Origin of the sequence: Planomicrobium stackebrandtii, assembly GCF_030814955.1 — a bacterium.
GTDB lineage: Bacteria > Bacillota > Bacilli > Bacillales_A > Planococcaceae > Planococcus > Planococcus stackebrandtii.
In genome coordinates, this window is sequence record NZ_JAUSWB010000004.1 from 119,008 (window position 1) to 137,482 (window position 18,475).

Annotated in this window: 13 protein-coding genes; 11 read left to right on the plus strand and 2 right to left on the minus strand. The window is 43.1% G+C overall.

What is annotated here, in order from left to right; genetic code table 11:
- The first annotated feature begins 4 nt into the window (after positions 1-4).
- Both QOZ98_RS08470 and QOZ98_RS08475 read left to right on the plus strand, forming a co-directional pair.
- Entirely contained in the window at positions 5-1,147 is a 1,143-nt protein-coding gene (locus tag QOZ98_RS08470; protein WP_308787046.1) for a S8 family peptidase, read from the plus strand.
- Between the two features lie 130 nt (positions 1,148-1,277).
- Complete coding sequence (locus QOZ98_RS08475) at positions 1,278-1,976, plus strand: DUF998 domain-containing protein (RefSeq protein ID WP_308787047.1); 699 nt, start codon at positions 1,278-1,280, stop codon at positions 1,974-1,976.
- 42 nt (positions 1,977-2,018) lie between these two features.
- On the opposite strand, the gene QOZ98_RS08480 is transcribed toward QOZ98_RS08475, so the two are convergent.
- Both QOZ98_RS08480 and QOZ98_RS08485 read right to left on the minus strand, forming a co-directional pair.
- Positions 2,019-2,453, minus strand: coding sequence for a GtrA family protein (locus QOZ98_RS08480; protein ID WP_308787048.1), 435 nt, complete (start codon positions 2,451-2,453; stop codon positions 2,019-2,021).
- Between the two features lie 14 nt (positions 2,454-2,467).
- Positions 2,468-5,194 (minus strand): YfhO family protein, encoded by a 2,727-nt coding sequence (locus QOZ98_RS08485; protein ID WP_308787049.1) that lies wholly within the window; start codon positions 5,192-5,194, stop codon positions 2,468-2,470.
- 241 nt (positions 5,195-5,435) lie between these two features.
- On the opposite strand from QOZ98_RS08485, the gene QOZ98_RS08490 reads away from it, so the two are divergent.
- From QOZ98_RS08490 to QOZ98_RS08530, 9 genes are all read left to right on the plus strand, one after another.
- Positions 5,436-5,987, plus strand: coding sequence for a divergent PAP2 family protein (locus tag QOZ98_RS08490; RefSeq protein ID WP_308787050.1), 552 nt, complete (start codon positions 5,436-5,438; stop codon positions 5,985-5,987).
- 403 nt (positions 5,988-6,390) lie between these two features.
- Positions 6,391-6,789, plus strand: coding sequence for a hypothetical protein (locus QOZ98_RS08495; protein ID WP_308787051.1), 399 nt, complete (start codon positions 6,391-6,393; stop codon positions 6,787-6,789).
- 489 nt (positions 6,790-7,278) lie between these two features.
- Positions 7,279-8,733 carry a trypsin-like peptidase domain-containing protein gene (locus QOZ98_RS08500; RefSeq protein WP_308787052.1) on the plus strand — a complete coding sequence of 485 codons (1,455 nt, stop codon included), beginning with the start codon at positions 7,279-7,281 and terminating at the stop codon, positions 8,731-8,733.
- Positions 8,734-8,920: 187 nt separating this feature from the next.
- Positions 8,921-9,931 carry a UDP-glucose 4-epimerase GalE gene (gene galE, locus QOZ98_RS08505; RefSeq protein ID WP_308787053.1) on the plus strand — a complete coding sequence of 337 codons (1,011 nt, stop codon included), beginning with the start codon at positions 8,921-8,923 and terminating at the stop codon, positions 9,929-9,931.
- 41 nt (positions 9,932-9,972) lie between these two features.
- Positions 9,973-10,764: an ABC transporter permease gene (locus tag QOZ98_RS08510; protein WP_308787054.1), complete on the plus strand. Its 792-nt coding sequence runs from the start codon at positions 9,973-9,975 to the stop codon at positions 10,762-10,764.
- Between the two features lie 26 nt (positions 10,765-10,790).
- A complete protein-coding gene (locus QOZ98_RS08515; protein ID WP_308787055.1) occupies positions 10,791-12,404 on the plus strand; it encodes an ABC transporter ATP-binding protein in 1,614 nt (537 codons plus the stop codon).
- A gap of 42 nt (positions 12,405-12,446) precedes the next feature.
- Entirely contained in the window at positions 12,447-13,622 is a 1,176-nt protein-coding gene (locus tag QOZ98_RS08520) for a glycosyltransferase (protein WP_308787056.1), read from the plus strand.
- Positions 13,612-16,278, plus strand: coding sequence for a bifunctional glycosyltransferase/CDP-glycerol:glycerophosphate glycerophosphotransferase (locus QOZ98_RS08525; protein ID WP_308787057.1), 2,667 nt, complete (start codon positions 13,612-13,614; stop codon positions 16,276-16,278). Before QOZ98_RS08520 ends, QOZ98_RS08525 begins: the two co-directional genes overlap by 11 nt.
- A gap of 12 nt (positions 16,279-16,290) precedes the next feature.
- Complete coding sequence (locus QOZ98_RS08530) at positions 16,291-17,838, plus strand: glycosyltransferase family 2 protein (protein WP_308787058.1); 1,548 nt, start codon at positions 16,291-16,293, stop codon at positions 17,836-17,838.
- Positions 17,839-18,475 lie beyond the last annotated feature (637 nt).

An 18,475-nucleotide genomic window follows, 5' to 3' on the forward strand; every position in this document is an offset into this window, starting at 1 on the left:
TGCCATGAAGAAAACAATAAGTCTTTTTCTTGTTTTGCCGCTGCTCTTCACGGTTTTCACAGCCAATGAAAATAGAGTTTTTGCGGAAGAAGGTCCTCAGCAGGTCATAGTGAAATACAAGGAAAATTCTCAGTCTGCAGCCGCTGAAGCTCAGTCAGCCAATCTGAATAACGAGACGGATATGGCTGCACTTGAGGTGCCTGCAGGCAAAACTGCGGCTTCTTTTATGCAAGAGCTGAAAGCAAAAGGGGATGTGGAATTTGTCGAGCCGGATTACCGCATTGAGCTGGCTTATACACCAAATGATCCGGAATTTGCCAAACTTCAATACCATCATAAAAAAGTTGGAACGGCTGCTGCTTGGAAGCAGACAAAAGGATCAGCTGACGTGGTAGTTGCAGTGATCGATGATGGAATGGATCTGCTGCATGCCGAACTGGCTAATCAGTTTATTGCCCCGTACGATGCGCTTAATAAGCAGGCAGGAACCATCAGCCCTGGCTTCCACGGTACGCATGTTGCAGGCCTGATAGCGGGTTCAGCAGACAACGGTATATGGGGTGCGGGAGTTGCGCCGCATACGAAAATCATGCCGATCGATGTGTTTGACGATGGCGGATTTGCTTATACTTCCGATTTGATTCATGGCATCGAACACGCTATAGCGTCAAATGTCGATATTATCAACATGAGTTTAGGTTCTTATTATTACAGCAAAGCACTGGATCAGGCAATACAGCAAGCACATAAAGAAGGCATCGTTATTGTGGCAGCCGCAGGAAATGACGGAACGCGCAGCGCACATTACCCATCTTCCCTGGCCAATGTCATTTCTGTCGGTGCTGTAACAAACAATGACACCAGTTCATTATTTTCCAATAAAGGGCCGTCCATTGATGTTACAGCTCCGGGAACGGAAGTCTACTCCTCTTTGCCGAACAATCTTTTTGGCCCACTGAGCGGCACGTCAATGGCAGCGCCGATTGTTTCTGGTGTGGCCGCATTGATCAAAGCCGACCAGCCGTCCCTCAGCAACAAAGAAATTGAAAAGCTGATTTTTTCATCGTCGGATGATTTAGGAAAAGCCGGGCGTGACGATGTTTACGGGCATGGCCGAGTCAATGCCAAAAAAGCGCTGAAAAACTAAGAAAAAGCCGCGAAGCAATTCGCGGCTTTTTCACGATGTTAGATAAATTAAGGCTTTTGAAATGTGGAAGTCTTTTTAAATAACCTATATAATAACAGAATGTTCAGAAAACTAATAGGCGGGTGAAAGCATGGTCGAGCTGCGGCAGAAAAGCTATTGGCAAATAGGAGTATTGAGTGGGGCAATCAGTGCACTGATTTACATAGTCCACGTCATTATGGGCGGCATATTATGGGATGGCTACAGCCATGTGCGGCAGACAATCAGCGAACTGACAGGCAATGGAGCACCTGACGCCGAAATGCTAAGGTTTTTAACAACTGGCTACGGAATCCTTGCGGTCATTTTTTCAGTGATTGTCTACGTGCTATTCCGAAAACATCAAGTCAACCGAATTGCTCAGTTTGGAGCTATTCTGCTGCTGGTCATGCATGCGGCATCGCTGATTGGCTATGGCCTCTTTCCATTGGAGCAAGGGGGTGAAGTACTGACTTTTGGCAACTTCATGCATTTGGCGATAACAGCCATTGTGGTGATTACAACGGTGGGTGCATTATTTGCCATTGGCTACGGACTATGGCTGACTAAAAACTTTTGGGCTATCGGTTTGTTTACGCTTGTCTGTGCAATCGTTATCGTCTTGGCCGGAGTAGCAACCCCGATTGTCTTGAATAATGAGTTGCCGTATGCTGGACTTGTCGAACGTCTTATTATATTCACCTTACAGCTCTGGACTTTTGTGCTTTCACTCTATCTGTACAGGCTGCCGAAAATTATGGACATGGAAGTAAAGCGCTTCGGATTTATGAAAATTTATAAAGAACGCTGAAAATACCGGACAAGGAAAACCCTTGTCCGGTATTTTTGATTGTTACTGAGCTTTTTCCGCAATGGGAGCATTACGGTCTTTGAAGATGAATTTCTTGCTGAAAATGTAATTGGCAACCAGTACGATAACATTGGCCAATATTTTGGAGATTGTACCATTCATGCTTAGCAATCCAACCAATATCATCATCGTACCCAAATCCATAAAAAAGGACAGCACACGGAATCCGAAAAAAGATCCCATCTCCGCAAAGCGGTCGCGCCAATTGGTGGTGACACTTTTAAAGACATAGCGCTTGTTGACGAAAAAAGCAAAAACGACGGCGAAGAGCCAGGCGATGGTTGTCGAAATGCGGTAATCCAGATGGAACAGCTCTTCGCAGATCCAGTAGACAGCAATGTTGACGGCAGTGGTAAAACCACCCATGATTAAATACATGAGTATGCTGCGCCAGTCTTTTGATAACAATTTCTTCATTGAATTCTCCGATCTTACTTTAAAAAATAATTAATGATTTGCAAAATAATATTTCTGTGCAATAGGGTCTTGTATTTGATAAATCCACGGTTTTGGATATATAGGGAAACGGCTCCCAGAAAACTCAGAAGAGAAATCAAAAATCCAGCTGTGAATCCTTCCGGTCTATATTTTAACGCAACAGCGTGATTTCCGGAAGGGGCAAGTATGCCTGTGTAGGCAGAGTGAACCGGAAATGTATCGACGGGCTGTCCGTCAATGCTCGCTTTCCAGCCGGGTGAGTAAGGGATCGATAAAAATAAAACGGCATCCTCTTCAGATGAATATTGTCCTGTTACATAATTATTGCCGTAGCTGATGCCCTTTAGGCTGTTGTCCTGGTAACCACGGATAATCTCTTCGTAGGCTCCGTAATCGGCTGCAATTACTTGAATATCTTTGAGCAAAAATTCCCCGGGCTGAATGGTTAATTGAATAGTTTCAGTATCTAAATCCATTCCAAAACGGAACAAGACTTGGTTTTTCGCATGGCTGTAAGTATATTGGTCAATTTCGTAGCGATTAGAACGCATATTTTTTTCAAGGGCAAAGCTTGCTCCCAGATTATTAGCGGCTTGTATCGTTAAGCCGTTATTTTCTGTGTAGGGAAGAATGTCGGCAAAAACAGTCAACTCAGAAAGTGAGTGCGTCTGAACGGGAATGGTGATTTCGATCGGTGTTTGGGATGCTATCCAGACCCCGTCTGCTCGGTCTTCAACGAGAGTATTATCATCAAAAGCGGCGTCTGCCAGAGTGCCGATTGTTCGGGACACAGTGGACTCTTCAGGTGCTAACCCAGCTGCTTCGAAATAGTCATCCGGCAGTATGGCGTTTCGCAGCATGCGTTCATCAATCAGCGGATCCATTGGCCCGTTCAAAGCGGATATCGGCATAGCAGATTCATATAGGAAGCCAATCGGAAGAAAAAACTGATTTTCTTCGATAGAGATGTTTTCATTTTCATAGACCTTTTCGTAGCCATATGTGTTGTAGGGTTCAGCAAAAGTGACATTGTATTTATTATTCAGCAGTGTATTTATAAATGTGCTGGATGGAAATCCTTGGGTGACATTCAGTCGACGGCTGCTGGCTGTTGTTAAATAGTCCATCTCAAACTTTTGCAGGTCCCAATCCATTAAGGACTGATACGCTACATAAGATCGATAGCCATAGCTCATAGAGGCATTAGGTCCAAGGATGCCGGGGTAATTGATGTTGATCCGGTAAAGGCCGGCATCATTTTGAATAGCTGCAAGCCCCGTTTTTATTTCTTCATTATTATAACGGGTCTGGTAATGTTCTTTATCCATCAGGCTTAGTACGCCCCACACTCCTTTGTGGGTGTCCGTGAGTTTTTCTCCATCTGATTTAGCTATCAAATCAGTCATCAGGCTATGCGGAAGCAGGAAACTGTAGGCTATAGCTGATACAGCCGCAAAAGACAGCAATAGACTTTTCACCTGTGCCTTTTCAGAAAACTGCCCTGCAATAAACAAAATGGCAAATGCTGCAGGCAGTAATTTGATCCATTCTGCATAATGGGTAAACGGGTTGGCATCGAGCCAAAAATAAAGGAGGAGCGACAAGGAAATCAAAAGAAAAGCATTTTTTGATTTTTTAAAGGAAGTGTCATTGAATGCACGGGCGGCGAGAATGATAAAAAAGAGATTAAAGATGAAAAAAGCCCTGAATTCAAATGGAGAACTAAAACCGCCAACAAGCAAATGGATATACCCAACCATCAATATGCCAATCAGTAAACTTGCTGCAGTCCCATAGAGCCAAAATCGATTTTTGGAGCCATTGATGAAAAAAAGCGGAATGGCCAAGAGGGGCAAAAAATGCATGCCGCCTTCCCACAGAAGTTTGCGGGTCAACTCATCGGGACCCAAAACTAAATCGGCCATAGGCTGCGGGGCACGTTCCAGTGCACTGGATCCAAACAGGCTTAGAACGGATGGCAGGAAAATGATCATTGCAGTGCCAAGAGCGAGCAAGTAAAGAAGCGATAACCGAAGGTGAAAATGCAGAAATGCTTTACCGGTTTTAAGAGTATTTGCTGCGGTGAAATACCGGAACAGGCTGTAAAAAATCAATCCAAGCGTGATCATAAACAAAAAATAGAAATTGCTGATGCTGGCAAGCACCAGAACGCTGAACAGCAGGACGGGCTTATGCTGCGTCAAAAAACGCTCATAGCCCAGCAGGATGAACGGAAAATACACCGTGGCATTGATGAAAAAGTAATGGGTATAAAAATGATCGAAATTGAACAAAGCAAAGCCGTTGGCAATGCCAGCCACCAAAGCAATATTCCGGTTAATGCCGAGTTTCTTCAACAACAAGTATGTTCCTGCACAAATCAGGAGGATTTTGAAGAGTGTCATTGGAACAAATGATCCGGGAAACCAGGCTTTTGGCAACAGCAGCAATGGCCATAAAAAAATATCGCCGAGCATATAGTAGCCAAAATCATTCCAGAAGCTGCCGCCAGGGCCATAATTCCAGGACCAAAACGGCAACACGCCCGTTCTGATGAGATCATGGAACAAATTGAAAAAATGGACGTATTGATTGGAGGCATCGCCACCAGCTGCTAGGAAAAAATAGCCGTTGGCAGGAATTTTATAAAAAATTAGAACTCCTATAAACAAAACAAGAATTATGAGCAAGACAAGATGGAAATCGATTTTCTTTGGCATGAAAACGACACCTCGTTTAAACGATTGATGGCAACTTGTGTTTTGCTGGATTAGCTATTAATATACATGAAATTCAGGTATTTATCAGCAGTAACTGCTGTGGCCAAGAAGGTTAAGTGAAATAAGATGATTTTGAAGAAAGAATTTAGTATATCCTTACATAATATTCGGCGATAATGGGTAAAGAAGTATATTGAACGGCAACTGCTTAGTTGCCAAGTTGAAACTGGAGGATGAGCAGATGAGAAAGATGAACCGGGGAATGATTACCTCATTAAGTGCAATTGGCGTGGCTCAGGCATTAAAAATTGTCACCCATAAAACAGTGACAGGAAACTGGGATTGGAAACAAGCCTTTACAACAGGTGGAATGCCGAGTTCCCACTCAGCAGGAGTATCTGCACTGGCTTCATATGTCGCCGCCAATAAAGGGGCGCGCCACACGGAAACAGCATTGGCCATTGTTTTTGGCGTAATCGTCATGTATGATGCGCAAGGCATTCGCCGCCATACTGGAGAGATTGCACGATTGGTTAATGACCTGGAAGACAGCTTTGTAAAATTCTCTGGAGAATTCCCGAGTTTTGAATTTATTGAACGCGAAAAGGATCTAAAGGAACTTCTTGGCCATCAGCCGGTTGAAGTAGTTGCCGGCGCGGCTTTTGGTACAGTTCTTGGATTGGTTTCAGCAGCGATTGAGAACCGTGTGCGTGAAATCGAAGAAAAAGAAAATCGTTCTAAAGCTAAATTGCCATACGACGGCCGCAGCCGCAGATTGACGCGGTCCAATTAAAAAAGACAGCCTTTCCTTCCGGGATGGCTGTCTTTTTTCTGTCCAAATATCGGGCGACCGCACCTCAAAAGGCAAAGTCCGCACCTCAAAGTGAGTTAACCGCACCTCAAAGGGCAAAGTCCGCACCTCAAAGGGGGATAACCGCACCTCGAAGGGCAAAGACCGCACCTCAAAGAGTAATAAAGTAAACCAGATTGCGGTTTCTGCAGGAACGCCCAGTAAGATTGATCCGGCGAAGTTTTCAGCGAGTGGTCTGCACTTCAATAGCAAAAGATGCTTCTTCATACTCTCTTTGTAAAGTGCAGGTTAAGAAATTCTAAAGACTCCTGAAAAGGGATTGCGGCGTTTGGCAGATGGTATATGCTGACTGTAGAGCCTAATCACCTTGAAGGAGGAAGATCTTTTGAAAACTTCGTTTTTGAAAATGTCTGTTCCTGTTCTCGCCCTTGGATTTGTTTTGATGCCGCAAGTCAATACCCAGGCTTACATTGCACTAAAAGCCCCGGCCTCCGAAGAACAACAGCAAGCCGGCAAGCCAGTAACAGGTACCTTGGAATTAGGTCCTTATCAGAAACAATTAGACGCACTCGAAGAAGATCTTCAGGCACTGGTTGCGGAACTGGGTGATGAAGAAACTATCAGCTTTGAGCAATATCAAGAGTACCAGACCATACTGGACGGATTGATCATGAAATTAAATACGGTGTCCCAGGAGATAGAATCAGAATCTCCAGCCATAAACCACAACTTTCAAAAACTGCTGATTGTTCAGGAAAAGATCCATGAAATTGACGTGAAATAGATGATAAATCCAAAGAAACCGCAGCTGCCACTCTGACAGCTGCGGTTTCTTTGGGTGCTCATAAGAGTCCTGTTCAAGATGTTATTTACAGACCTGCTCATGACTCAAAATTATAAAAATTACGAAATGAAAGCAAGCCTAATACAAATATTCCCAGAACTATAATCTGTCACTGAAAACGAAAGTATTTCCCAATATTCATGAAAAATTTTCTGCTCAAAAAATACCTAAAATATGGTATTTTTCAGATCTGATAATACCTACTAAAAATGATAATTAATACTGCAAATTTAATAATATTTTACATTTAGCTTGTTTTGTTAACTATTAATTTGCTATCTATGATAAAATCATCTTCTGAATAGATAGATTTATTACAAATAGGAAGACTTCATGACAAGTTGCAACCCTGAGTAGTTGTTTGACGTTATAAGGTTTATAATGGAAGAAATTAATGGGATTTATGCTAGTCCATCAGGAGGTACAGCGATGACATGTAATAAGTGCGGGAAAGAAAATGAAGAAGGCGTAAAATTCTGTAAGGATTGTGGGAATTCACTCATGCAAAGAAGAAACAAAAAGCAAAAAAAGCGTAACTTAATGTACGCAATCGTATTGGTATTAACTTTATTAGGTGTAGGCATTGGTTCTGCACAATTAATGGAAGACGAAGCAGAGCCAGTAGAACCGCCAAAAGAAGAACTGACTGCTGAAATAGAACCAGAGCCGGAACCAGAAGCACCGGAAGTGGAAGAAGAACCTGAAGAAGAGCCAGCAATAGAGCCAGGGATAGTGGAAAAGGTTGAAGAGCCTGAAGAAACGGTTCCAGCGGAAGAGGAAACAGCAGGTACTGTAACGAAAGTGGAAAACGTTGTGCCGCCTTCCGAACAGCCAGAAAAAGTAGAACCGAAGAAAAAAGAAAAAACAGCAATCATCAAAGAATCGCAGCAAAAAGTCTATACCATTTTGACGGAAGGTGGACAAGGATCAGGATTCCTGTTCTCTGATACCGGAATGGTCGTAACCAATGCGCATGCTGTAGCAGGTTTCACGGATGTAGTAGTCCGCAACATCAACGGCCAGGATCACCCGGGGACAGTCGTCGGCATTTCTGATGAATCCGATATTGCATTGATCCATGTTGAAGCATTTGAAGGCATTGCTCCATTGGAAGTTGAAATGGAAGCGACTGACGTGGGTACGGAAGTCATTGCACTTGGCAGCCCGGCAGGCATGGAAAACACAGCCTCGATGGGCTACTTAACCGGAATTGACCGTGATTTCTACCAGGAGTTTACTTACGAGGACATCTATCAGATTGACGCCAAAATTGCCCCGGGCAGCAGCGGCGGTCCGCTGGTTGATGCAACAACAGGCAAAGTCATCGGCATCAATTCACTGGTGATTGAAGAAGGCGATTCGATCGGCTTTTCGATTCCAATGTATTCGATGCATGACCAATTGTCACAGTGGGTGACTGCTCCGATGTCGGCCGAGGAAGTTGCAGCCTTATTCCAAGTCTATGACGACTTTAGCGGCTATGAAGACGAAGAATATGAATACGATATTGATTTGGAAATGAAATTTGATGAAACCAATTTAAGTGAATTCATCGGTGATTTCCGCTATTATTATGAAACCTCATTGAAAGAAGAAGACTTTTTCTACGTGCAGAATCTTCTTGTCTATGAGAGCGAGATTTACAATGGTATTTCAGAGTATATTACAGACATCGCAGGGCAGGGAATGGAGTTCAACTTCACACAGCTGGATATTGCCGGTATCGAGATTTTCGAAGACCACGCAATTGTCCACACGGAAGAAGCATTTGATCAAAAAAATGCAGCTGGTGAATGGTCCGTTCAGAAGCGCAATAAAACCTATACCATTGTAATGGATGAATACGGATTTTATTATGTTTCCGATATAGTTAATAAGGAATAGGGATCTGTTGATTCCAAAGCCGCCTCGTAGAATCACTTGATTCTACGAGGCGGCTTTTTTGTTGCTAAAAAGAATCGGAAAGTCGCATGTTTTTGTGGCAAGATGTGTTTTTTACAGTATAATAGAATCAATTGTATTTATCTAAATATTCCAATTTATAAAAAACTTTTAAAAAAGAGGGATGTATATGGCGGTGTTAGTAACTGGGGGAGCGGGATTTATCGGCAGCCATGCAACGGTCGAATTGCTTGAAAATGATTATGAAGTGGTGGTTGTAGATAATCTATCAAATAGCCAACTGGCATCAATAGAGCGCATTAAAGAAATGACTGGCAAAGAGTTCGTGTTTCACCAAGTGGATTTGCTGGATTACCAAGCTTTGGACGATGTTTTTTCCCAGTATGATATATCTGCAGTCATGCACTTTGCGGGGTACAAAGCAGTCGGGCAATCGGTCCAAATGCCGCTCAGCTACTACAACAATAATATTAGCGGTACGCTGACATTATGTGAAATTATGCTGAAGCATAAAGTGGAGAAATTGGTCTTTAGTTCTTCCGCAACGGTATACGGCCAGCCGGAACGAGTGCCGATCGAAGAATCGTTTTCTTTGTCAGCTACAAATCCTTACGGACGCACTAAATTGATGATTGAAGAAATTCTACGGGATTTGGCAGTTTCCAATCCTTCTTTCCGGATTGCTATTTTGCGCTACTTCAATCCCATCGGTGCCCATCCCAGCGGCAAATTAGGCGAAGATCCAAGAGGAGTGCCAAACAATCTGATTCCGTTTATTACCCAAGTTGCAATTGGCAAAAGGCAGGAGCTGCAAGTGTTTGGAGGAGATTACGATACGAGCGATGGGACAGGTGTCCGTGATTACATTCACGTTGTGGATTTAGTAAAAGGGCATATCAAGGCACTTGAGTATTTGGACAACCATGAGGGAATCGAAACCTTCAATCTTGGGACTGGCACCGGCTACAGTGTATTGGAAATTTTACGCAGCTTTAACGAAGTGACAGGGAAAAAAATACCCTATAGAATTACAGACAGAAGACCTGGTGATATCGGAGTCTGCTATGCCAATCCGGAAAAGGCAAAAAAACTGCTTGGTTGGCAGGCCGAGAAAAGTTTAAAAGAGATGTGCCGTGACTCCTGGAATTGGCAAGTTCTAAATCCGGATGGGTTTCACTAACAATCCTATTGTTTTCATGCAAGGTGCAGAGGGGTCGAGTTATGTTCGATATTTATAAGGAAATGTGGAAACGCCGGAAAATGATCCAGTCTCTTTCCATTCAGGAAATAAAAAGAGAATATGCAGGCACCTTGCTTGGATTTGTCTGGGGTCTAGTCAATCCGTTGATGCGAATTGCAGTCTTCTGGTTTGTATTCAGTGTAGGGGCAAGAGCTGGCGGACCGGTGGACGGGGCACCTTATTTTGCATGGCTTGCGATTGGCATGGTCGCCTGGTTTCTTTTAAATGATGGTTTCCGGCTTACGCAGAAATCATTTCGCAGCAAAAGGTCGATTATTAAGAACACGCCTTTTCCAATTGCCATATTGCCTGCAGTCCAAATTCTGTTTTCGTACTATATTCATTTGATCCTGTTGGCGGTCGTTTTTCTATTAACCGCTTTGTCTCTTCAAACCGTTTCCCTCTATAATTTACAGCTACTATACTACGATTTTGCAGCTGTCATGCTGCTTCTGGGCATCGGCTCGATGACTGCGCCGTTGGTTGCTGTCAGCAAGGATTTTGGCCGTTTTTTGGATACGATTCTCGTCTTCCTTTTTTGGATGACTCCTATTTTTTGGTCAGCCGACAATCTCGGCATGTATGACTGGATTATCAAGCTCAACCCATTCCATTACATCGTCCAGGGCTACCGGGATTCGTTTTTCTATGAAACCGGATTCTGGGAACAGCCGGTATACACGTTCTATTTTTGGATCCTGGTCCTTATCTTTTTTCTTTTGGGAAATTACCTGCATAAGCGGATGAAGCCAATATTTCTCGATACTCTGTAAGCTCGATTTCCGAAAGGCGGATTGTCATGGATATAGCAGTAAGTGTCAAAGATATCACAAAAAAATACAGTTTGTATAAAGATCCATGGGGTCCGATCAAAGAAGTGGCAACACGGAAAAAACTGCATAAGGACTTTTTTGCCCTCCTCGGAGTGACACTCGATTTTCCAAAAGGCGAATCCATTGGCATTTTAGGAAAGAACGGATCCGGCAAGTCCACTTTGCTGAAAATCATTACGGGCATTACGGAGCCGACCTCTGGAAAAGTAGATGTCCAGGGTTCGATTGTGTTTCTTGATGTCAGCTCAGGAATTGATTCGGAGCTGAGCGGATATGACAATATCTTTATGAAAGGCACGCTGCTGGGCTATACAAAACAGGACATGCTGACAAAGATTGATGATATTATCGAATTTTCGGAGCTCGGGGAGTTTATTGGACAGCCCGTTAAAAATTATTCTTCCGGGATGAAAGCGAAACTTGGGTTTGCGATTTCGGTCAATGTGGATCCGGATATTCTGATTGTCGATGAAGCGCTGGCAGTAGGAGATGCTTCGTTTCAGAAAAAATGCATGGCAAAGATGAACGATTTTAAGCTGCAAGGAAAAACAATTATCTTCGTCAGCCATGACAACCATGCAATCGAATCGTTTTGCTCTAAAGCGGCATGGATTCATCAAGGAGAACTCATTACGTACGGCGATGCCAAATTTGTCGGGTCCATGTATGGTGAATTCATGAGTGGCCGCAAACCGATCGAGTCTATACTGGCTGAAATTCAATACGAGCATGCCATCAACCAGGTAGCTTATGCTACTAAGGAAAATGGCTTTAGCCTTCAAATAACAGGGATTTTGCGGAATCAGCAACGGAAAAACGTTCACGAACGTTTCCAGCTGGCAATCCGGGATGACCGGACAGGCGAAACCATTATGGAAAATCTCAGTTCAGCAAACCAGGGCTTTACAGTTGATTTTAGTGAAAAAGAATTTCCCCTTTTTTTCAAGCCAGGCAAGTTCAGCTTTTGGCTGCACGAGGAGTTGGCAGAAGAGAAAGAGGTGGAGTTTTCCATCTGGGCAGGAAACGCAGCCATCTCCGAACCTCCATCAAGCGGCTATGACCGTTTTCGCTACCATTTCAACGTCCAGCAGAACAACCTGCAATTGGCCATCGAAAACATTGAGAAAGTCGAGCAGCAGGTTAATCGGATCTGGATAGAGGACGAGCTGCTCCATATCGATGGCATAGCATTTGTACGAGGCTATGAAACCAAATCGCCAGACGACCTTGCGATGAAGTTTTATTTAACGGAACTCAACACCTTTAAGCGCCATGCATTCCCAGTGACCATCAGCGAAACGGAAGAGATAACAGAAAACCCTGCGTACAATCCGCAAGGGAAAGTTTATAACTTCTCGCGTTTCCAAGTAGCAATAGACCTCAGACAACTTGAGATTGGAAGCTTTGAAAGCCATTTAAGCTACATAATGGAAAAAGAACCGCAGCATCAGCTGCTGAATCTAGTATGGGCATCAAAAGCTTCTGAATATCCAGCAGAGCCCTATTCCGCCAGTGCCTATACAGCGCACATTCAAACCGCCAATAAATACTTGCGGCTCGAGAAAAGGGCCAAGCTATAGCTACGGCTGATGAAAGTGAATCTATTTACAAGGGGTAATCATATGGAGCGAAAGAATATCGTATTTTTAATCAATGAATTCAATAACCATGGCGGTGCGCAGCGGGTGGCTTCTATTTTGACGGAAGAATTTATGCGGGATGGCCATAACGTTTCTATTTTAAGTGTCAACCAGCAGAAAAAGGCCCCAAGTTACTTTTCCAAAGAGGTGCCAGTCACACTCATCCATAAAGACGATTATCGTCCGCCTGCGGCGATTGAACTTTCCTCCAATTTAAAACAGGGGAAACTAATAAAGGTATCAAAAGAGGTGAACCGCCGTTACCGCCTTCAAAAGCAGCGGGCAGATGTCAAAAAGTTTTTTGAGGCATTTGGTGATGAAGAGGTATTCGTCATAGCGATTCAAGTATACGGGATGCAATGGATGCAGCCGGTTCTTTATCAAAAAAACATTAAAGTAATCGGGCAAAGCCATGAAAGTGTGGCAGCTGCCAGAAGTTCTCAGCGTTATAAGCGGATACTTAGCCATTACCGGCAAGTTTCAAAATTCCTGCTTCTGACACAAAAAGATGAAGAGCATTTTAAAGAGGCCGGGTTCAAGAATACAGGAGTAATGTACAACCCCTCGCCATTCCGTCACCTTACCCCTCCAGAAATTTTGTACAATCATAAAAAGATTGTTTCCTCCGGCAGGCTGGTCGCTGGAAAAGGATTTGACGTTTTAATCGAATCTTTTGCGTCTGTGGCTGAGAAAATTCCCGGTTGGACGCTGCATATTTACGGAGAAGGGCCGGCGGAAGACTCACTGCAAAGCCTCATCCGTATTTTTGATCTGGAAGAGCGCGTCTTTTTGGAAGGACAGACTGAAGACATTGAAGCATCTTTGAGAGAGGCAAGCTTTTTTGTCCTGTCATCGAAAGCTGAAGGCCTTCCAATGTCATTGATTGAAGCCCAATCGTGCGGCCTGCCCTGCGTGTCTACAGACTGTGCTCCAGGCATCCGTGAAATTTTAACGGAGTATGAAGATAGCCTTATTGCACCTGTAGGAGATATCCATTTGCTTGGCAGGCACATCAAACGCCTGGCTGAAGATCCTGAACTGTTTTACTCCTACAGCAGGAATGCGTATGAAAACAGTTTGAAATTTGATAAAAAAGTTATCAAGCAGCAATGGTATAAACTGTTTGAAGAGTTGGGAGGGCGAAGAGATGGTCAATGAGCAAAAAACCGTGAGACGGCCGAAACTCTCTGTCGTCGTTATTGCCTTCAATAATGAGTTGTATATAGAAGAGGCTCTGCAATCCTTGCAGGAACAGACTTATACCGATTTTGAAGTTGTGGTGGTCAATGATTTTTCGAGCGATCGGACAGGTGAGCTGATCGATCGCTTTGTTGAAGGGAAAGCTAATTTTACAGCCATTCATTTGCCGGAAAACAGCGGAGGCTGCAGCACGCCTCGAAATACCGGGATCGCCAACTCAACGGGAGAATATGTGATGTTTTTGGATGGAGACGATTGGTACACAGTATCAGCCTGTGAAAAAATGGTGGAAGCGATCGAGCGGACCGGTTCAGATTTTGTGGCGGGACAGGTGATCCGTACGAACAATTATGAAATCTGGTACCACAAGCAATTGTATTCAATTGAACGCATCAATTTGAACATTCGCGAGTTTATGGGAATGCTGTTTGACAGCCTGTCCGTCAATAAAATCTACAAGCGTTCATTTTTGGATGCCCATCATCTGCGGTTTCCAGAAGGTATCCACTATGAAGATATCGTGTTTACGGGCAAAGCTTATTTCCTCGCTGAATCCTTCAGCATCATTCCAGAACCGGTCTATTATTGGCGAGTGGTGGAAAACAGTGATGTGAAGTCTATCACTAACCGGCGATTTGAGTTTGAAAACTTTCAGAATCGCATCATCGCCCATCGCTATTTTGATCAATTTTTGAAAGAAAGCGGAGCTTCGCTGTATCAGAAAGAAAAGAACAATAAGTTTCTCCGTCATGATTTAAAACTCTATACCAATGACTACCTGCTTTTTGATGAAGACTACAAAGAGAAGTTCCATGTGTTAATCCATGACTACCTGCATGAAACAATGGATGAATATGCTTTTCTGAATCTGGCTGAAAAAGATCGGATTCTCTATTATTTGCTGTACATAGGAGACCGTGACGCGTTTGATGATTGGATCGCTTATACCAACGGACTTGAGACGAAAACATATCGGATCCACAATGTCGGCAGCCAGTATTATTTCAGTGCTTCCATAGCCGGGAATCATAAATTCTTGAAAATGCAGCGGCCGGAAATTGCCTATCGCATTTCAGATGTTCAGCTGGATGAAAAACAATTTTCGTTTCATGCGTCTGTCAACGTCTATTCGATTGATCCAGGTACCGTTACTTCTTTCTGGATGCTGCGAAACCGTCAAACTGGTGTGACACTCGTTTCAGAGCAGTCGGGGGATGGAACATACACTTTCCATGTGAAAAACATGACAGAAGGGAATTATTATCTTTCCTTATACGTAAACCATATGGGGAATCTTCACAAAGTATTGGCGAAAGGGTCGGAAATAGCCGATTTGCCGAATATTGAAGTCAAAACGGATAGTTTGTCAAAAAGCATATACATCAATGAAAAGAATTCCTTCTCTATCCGTGTTCAGCCCGTGAAGAGTGTGGATCAAGTTAAATGGAAACTGAAACAGCGAAGAAAGACCCAAGAGGCTAAAAAAACGCAGAACACAGAATCTGCTTTTCAAAAATGGGCGAAACGCTGGATCCCCAAATTACCGGTCCGCTCCAATTGGGTCTTATTTGAAAGCCATATGGGCAAGCAATACAGTGACAGTCCTAAATATATTTATGAGCAGTTGCTTGAGACAGGCAGAAACTATAAATACATTTGGTCGTTCCAGGAGCCGGGAGCGGTGGAACTGCCGGGTCCGGCTATTAAAGTGAAGAGAAACAGCTTGAAGCATCTTTATTATTTGAACCGTGCAAAGTTTTGGGTCGACAACCAGGGAATGGCGCATCTTGCTGAAAAGAAAGATCAGCAAGTTTATATTCAGACCTGGCATGGTACACCGCTGAAAAGAATGGGTTACGACCAAAAGAAACAGCCTTCCATTCAGGAATTGACGCGTTTGAAAAAGCAGACCGACGCATGGGATTACCTCGTATCACCTAACAGCTACACCAGCCGAGTGTTAAAAAGAGGCTTCAGATATGGAGGTGAAATTTTGGAGACCGGCTACCCGAGAAATGATATCCTCATTAGCCAACCGCCAGAAATCAAAGAAAAGGCGCGCATGAGTTTGGGGATTTCTGAAGAAAAGCATGTCGTCCTTTTTGCGCCGACATTTAGAGACTGGGATCCCGACTCGTTTCAACGGGTATTGGATGATGTCCAGTATTTAAGTAAAGAGCTGCATGGGGATCAAGTCCTCGTTCTTCGGCTACATTATTTACTGTCGGATAAAATTTCTCAATTCGAATTGCCGCCAAATATTGTGGATGCCTCCAATTACCAGGACATACAAGAACTTTACCTGTTGGCCGACCTGCTGATTACAGATTACTCTTCCGTCATGTTCGACTATGCGCTGCTGAAGCGGCCGATTTTGCTGTATTGCTATGATTTGGACGAATACATTACACGGCGCGGCATGTATTTCGATTTTGCCGAAAATGCGCCTGGCCCTGTCTGTGAAACAATGGATGAGTTGCTTGAATACTTTAGACATCCAGAAAAACTTGCAGCTTTTGAGGGGGCTCTGGACCGGTTTGTCAAGGAGTTTGGAAGCCTGGAAGATGGAAAAGCTTCCGCTAAAGTGATTGACAGCGTTTTTGGGAAGAAATAAAGGGGGTAGGGTATGGCAATTCTTGTTTCTATCGTTATTCCTGTATATAACGCAATTCCATATTTAGAAGCCTGTTTAGAATCGGTGGCTCTGCAAACCTACAAAAACCTTGAAGTAATAGCCATTAATGACGGATCCACCGATTTGAGTGAACAAGTGCTGCAGCAATATGCCCAAAACGATAAACGGTTTCACGTATACTCGCAGACTAACCAGGGCCTTGGCTTTACCCGCAATCGCGGTGTCTCGTTAAGCACCGGCAATTATATTTTCTTTTTGGATTCGGATGATATCATTCCGCCAAGAGCGATTCGATCATTGGTGGATGCGGCAGAGAAAAGTGCCGCGGATTACGTGGTAGGAAAAGTCATTCGCTTTGACCAGGAGCGGCAGTATGCCCCACCGCGTCATGTCGAGTTCGGTTTATATAATAAGCGGAAACTAACGACGCTGGAGGAAAGTCCGGAGCTTTTGCAGGACAGCATTGCCTGCAACAAGCTTTGGAAAAGAGCGCTATTGACTAAAAACAAGCTTGCTTTTAAAGAAGGGAAATATTATGAAGACCTATCTGTGACGTTAAAAGCGGCTGTGTTATCAACGAAAATCCAGGTTATTGATGAAGTGGTCTATAAATGGAGAATTCGGGAAGAAGAGTTTATGCCGTCCATTACACAGCAGCAAATGAAGCTGGAGAATACGGCGCACCGACTTGAAGCGCTCAGTGAAAATCGGCAATGGCTGACAGCGACAGGCAGATCACCCCGAATCATTGATGAACATGATCTGAAAAGCCTGTTGGATGTAATCCGTCTGCATGTCCTTAAATTTGCCTTGATTGCAGATGAAGAGAGGCAGCAGTGGCAAGAATTGGTTTTACCGTATTTGAAAAAATTTCCACCATCCATTGCTGAAAAGCTGCCAGATAAAGAGAGACTGCTCTATCAATTAGCAATGGCAGAGAAAGAACAGGATTTAATGGGATTGTCACAGTTGCTGACAAATACTGAAAAATCTTCGCTTGTGAAACAGGAAAACAGCCGATTTGTTTTTCAGGGAATCGAAGCAGAATATGACATCACGAAATTTAATAAGCCAAAGATGATTATAGAAACGATGGAAAAGCGGGAAGACAATTGGAGAGTATCTGGGAAGGTATGGGTGCCAAAGGCCAGCGGTTCTTTTACAGGATACATTTATGCAAGAGACAGAAACAACAATAAAGACCTGCCCGTAGCTTTTCTCGAATTGGACCAAGTTGATGAAGAAAAAATATATCCTTGTGAAGAGCAATCTTTTTCGTTGGAGTTGGACGTGGATCCGATGAGGAGAGCCCAAAAAGACGCCACCTACGATTTCTATTTCAAACTGGATCAGTATCCCCAATCGCCAAGGACCAGAGTTAGGCTCCATTCCAAAGGCGAAACGGACGAGTTTCTTAAAATCGGACGCCAAAGAATGGTGCTGTACCGAACAAACTTTGGAAACTTAAGTTCCAAAATCTCAAAACCTCAACGCTTAAAATCGTTGATTAAGAAGGTTTTGCCCTTGGGCAAAGAATAAAAAAGCCCTTCCTTAAAGGAAGGGCTAGCAGGCTGTCGAGAAACATTCGGCAGTCTTTTTTTATATTTTCATAAAGTTAGCCTTTATTGCTCGTAAGTAATATTTTGGGGATCTTTGTTAAATAAACTTTTGTTTAACAGTGGGCTCCAAGTACTTAATTTTTCCTGTGAATAGCCGTGTAATACCATTTTGTACAACAAGAAGGCACCTCCGATACAAGATGAAAGTGTGAGAAATGCCATAATAGTTATAAACATAGGCATTCAAACTCTATCGATTAAAATGTGATAAGTTGTTCATAGTATTGTCTTTTATAAAATGCGACAATAAAGTAAAGGAGCTTGACGAGTAGAGACGAGCATAAAGTAGCATAGATGATATAAATGATAACTATTAATATGAGGGTGTCTCCACACTTTAGGAAAAAATAGGAATAATTGTATACCGCCTATTAAATAAAAGGTACATAACATATAAGTACTACTTATTGGTTTTTGTCACAAATATAAATTTCAATTGACAGATATTAGCAGGATAGATAATATAAGGTGTTGCAATAATAAAATTGTTTGGGAGATTAATGTTTATGATTTTAAAGAAGTTTTCGAAAAAGTTTAAAAAAATGTTAGTAAAAAGA